Origin of the sequence: Salinicoccus jeotgali (assembly GCF_039538805.1) — a bacterium.
Lineage (GTDB): Bacteria > Bacillota > Bacilli > Staphylococcales > Salinicoccaceae > Salinicoccus > Salinicoccus jeotgali.
On record NZ_BAABCK010000048.1, the window covers coordinates 1 to 3,435 of the forward strand.

The window sequence follows — 3,435 nt, forward strand, 5'->3', positions numbered from 1 at the left end:
TCGGGAAGTTCAACCGAATGATGCGCACTGCTTTGGAAGCAGACACAAAAAATGGCGATCCATCCGCTTTATCGGGATGGATCGCCATTTTTCTTAGTGTTCAGGGGCCTTTATGTCCCAGCCCCTTTTTAAAATGATTTCTTCAACATCAAGCACTGTCTCGGCCATTTGGGCCTCATCTACATTCAAGGCCTCAAAAGTCGGAATCACTTCACGCCCCGTCAGACCTGTTAAAGTCGCAATGAATTCAGCTCCAATTGCTTCGGCGCAATAATAGTCCGCAACAGAATCTCCCACAATAATCACGGTATCATCGACATTATTCTTTTTGTTCACTGCATCAAAAAAATGATTTTCATCATGACCATACAGTGTCCATAAGTAACTGTATGGATGCGGTTTTGCCAAGGATATCCCTACACCTTCAACTGTCTCTGCTGCCAAAACCTCAGATGCTGTAGAAATTTTGTTGCTTCTGAAAATATCCATCAAGCGCTCCTGATTGAAAGGGATCAGTGTCTCCTGACGTGGCCTTCCTGTAGCCACTCCAATCTCAACACCCGCCTCCAGGAGCCTGTTCAGCATACCCCGAAGGTCTTCCGGTGGTACAATCCATTCTTCATCATGAATAAATCCAGTTTTATCCATTTCCTCCGCTTCAATTCCAGTTGAAGTTTTGACGTCCCTGCTCCCCAAATACCACTCTTGGTATTTATATTGGCCTGTTCTCCAAATAGACCCGGACATACCAAATGCCGACACGTCTTCAACACCCAAATGTTCTTTTGCATATTCCTGCAAAGCATCAAAGATAGTTTCTTTTTTGAACCCTTCTTTTTGTAGAAATGCCAGTACTTTGGAATAATCAGGTCGCTCGGAACCTAGCATCTCACCCATACCCTGGAGGTCTGCAAGGTCTATATTCGATGGGTTGATGCCGGCTTTTTCAATCAGATCTATATATACAATAGAGAAAGTGATGAACAGCATATCCCAGTTGGAATTCAACCCCATCTGTTTAAAGCGGCTCAAAACTGCATCGTCGATAAATATTTCATTACGTATCTGTTTAATCTGATGATCATTATAATCTGTTTTGAACTCCTGTTGGTCAAGGTTTAGGTACCTTGGACTATAAAGCATTTCATGGACCGCAAGTGCCGATACATCAAAACACCTTTCTTCACTTAAAAATACCCCGTCTACATCAAACAATACAACAGTCACAATTTATCCTCCCCGTCTCTAGTCATATGATATAAGATTAAGTTTCTCATATCACCAAGTAGTTGTCGACGATACTTCAGATGATCTGAATAGTCTCCATCATTATAGCTTTACCTTTAGTAAAAGTATAATTTAAGATACCATATACACAACAGTATTTTATCTTTTGTGAATATTTAATATTTTTGATTTTAATCGTATGAACGCGCGCTTCCCTTCAAATACAAGATTTTAACTCAGATTAATTTTTTTATCCTAATGCATTTTAATATCTTTCATTTTATAATGTAAGGCGTAACCACAAATGGATCAGCACTCTTAAAAGTAAAAACTTTGTAAGGTACTATGTACCTGGTTGGAGGAATAATTATGGAACTCAGTCCGATGGAAGTCATCTTCCTATTCGCAGGCGGACTTGGTATTTTTCTTTACGGCATCAAACAGATGGGCGACGGCTTACAAGCTTCAGCCGGAGACAGGTTGCGAGAGATACTCAACCGCATGACTTCAAATCCTATAAAAGGTATACTCGCTGGTATAATAGTTACAATCTTGATTCAAACCAGTACAGGAACCACAGTTCTGACTATTGGTCTGGTATCAGCAGGTTTCATGACATTGCGTCAGTCCATTGGTGTCATAATGGGAGCTAACATAGGGACGACAGTTACAGCATTTATAATCGGGTTGAAGATTGGTGATTACGCCTTGCCTATTCTTGCAGTGGGTGCTTTCCTTATCTTCTTCCTGAAAAACAACCCTAAAGCACATAATATCGGACGGATACTTTTCGGGTTTGGTGCTTTATTCTATGGTCTTGACCTGATGGGGCAGGGAATGAAGCCATTGGCAGAATACCCATGGTTTACAAACCTCATGATTGACATGTCATCCAATTCGCTGCTCGGTATAACAGTAGGAACAGTATTGACGGTCATCGTACAGAGTTCGAGTGCCACTATTGGTATTTTACAAAGTTTATTCAGCAATGATCTGATTGATCTAAGTGCAGCATTGCCGGTACTGCTCGGAGATAACTTAGGGACAACCATTACAGCTGTGCTTGCCGCACTCGTCGGTTCTATTGCAGCAAAAAGAGCTGCAGCTGTGCATGTTATATTCAACTTGATTGGTGGCACAATATTTCTGATCGCCATGCCGCTCTTTATCGGCTTGATATCTTACTTGCAGTCAGTGCTCCAACTGAATCCGGAAATGACGATTGCATTTGCCCACGGCTTCTTCAACGTCACCAATACGCTTATCCAACTACCATTCATTGCACTCCTTGCCTGGATTGTAACCCGCATCGTACCGGGACGGGACTTTTCCGAGGATTACAAACCGAACCATCTTGATCCACTATTATTGAAGCGGTCTCCAGGTCTCGCTTTGCAAGGTGCCCAAAAGGAAGTTCAAAACCTTGGAAACCTTACGATAAGCATACTGGATGATGCAAAAAAATTCAGTGAAAATAATGATCCTAAGATGTATAAGCAGATCAAAGAAAAAGTAAATGTAGTCGATACACTTCAAGATGCACTCAGAAAGTATCTGATAGATGCATCCAAGTACGACATTTCCCCTGAAGATGCAGAGAGGCAATCAACGTTGCTCGAAGTAACCCGCATCTTCTACAAGGCGACAGATCAGATCAATGACTATACAGACCTTTACAACAAAAAATTCCGTGAAAAGATCGTTCTGACCGAGCCAGCACAAGAGGGCTTGGAAGACCTATTCAAACATGTCTATAAATCTTACAGCAAGGCAGTCCAATCGCTCGATATTTACAGCCCACAAGATTTGGAGGAAGTCATCAGACTCAGCCAAAAATCCTATAAGATCGAGAACAAACTTAGAAAACAGCACGTCAAGCGTCTGAACAAAGGACTATGTTCAACCGATGGTGGCCTATTATACGTAGACTTAATCAGTACTTTGGAACGCATAGGGTACAATGCACGCAATATTTCTGAGACAAATCTCAATGATGATGTCGAAGATCTGGCGGAAGATTTTACAATCTTTGAATAGAATAAACGCACATCGGCTCTTGCCGATGTGCGTTTTTATTTTATAACGCCGATTGTAAAATTAAGCTAGACACCTAAAAAGGGTCACGCGTGATACACTCAAAATGAGTTTTCCGACCAAAGAAAATCATAGGAGTGATCACGCATGACCTACACCCATATTACCACGGAC

Annotated in this window: 2 protein-coding genes; one reads left to right on the plus strand and one right to left on the minus strand. The window is 41.5% G+C overall.

The features are described from left to right. Positions 1-93: 93 nt before the first annotated feature. Positions 94-1,227, minus strand: coding sequence for an HAD family hydrolase (locus ABD734_RS07990; RefSeq protein WP_344703157.1), 1,134 nt, complete (start codon positions 1,225-1,227; stop codon positions 94-96). 369 nt (positions 1,228-1,596) lie between these two features. On the opposite strand from ABD734_RS07990, the gene ABD734_RS07995 reads away from it, so the two are divergent. Further along, entirely contained in the window at positions 1,597-3,264 is a 1,668-nt protein-coding gene (locus ABD734_RS07995; protein ID WP_344703159.1) for a Na/Pi cotransporter family protein, read from the plus strand. The last annotated feature ends 171 nt before the right edge of the window (positions 3,265-3,435 follow it).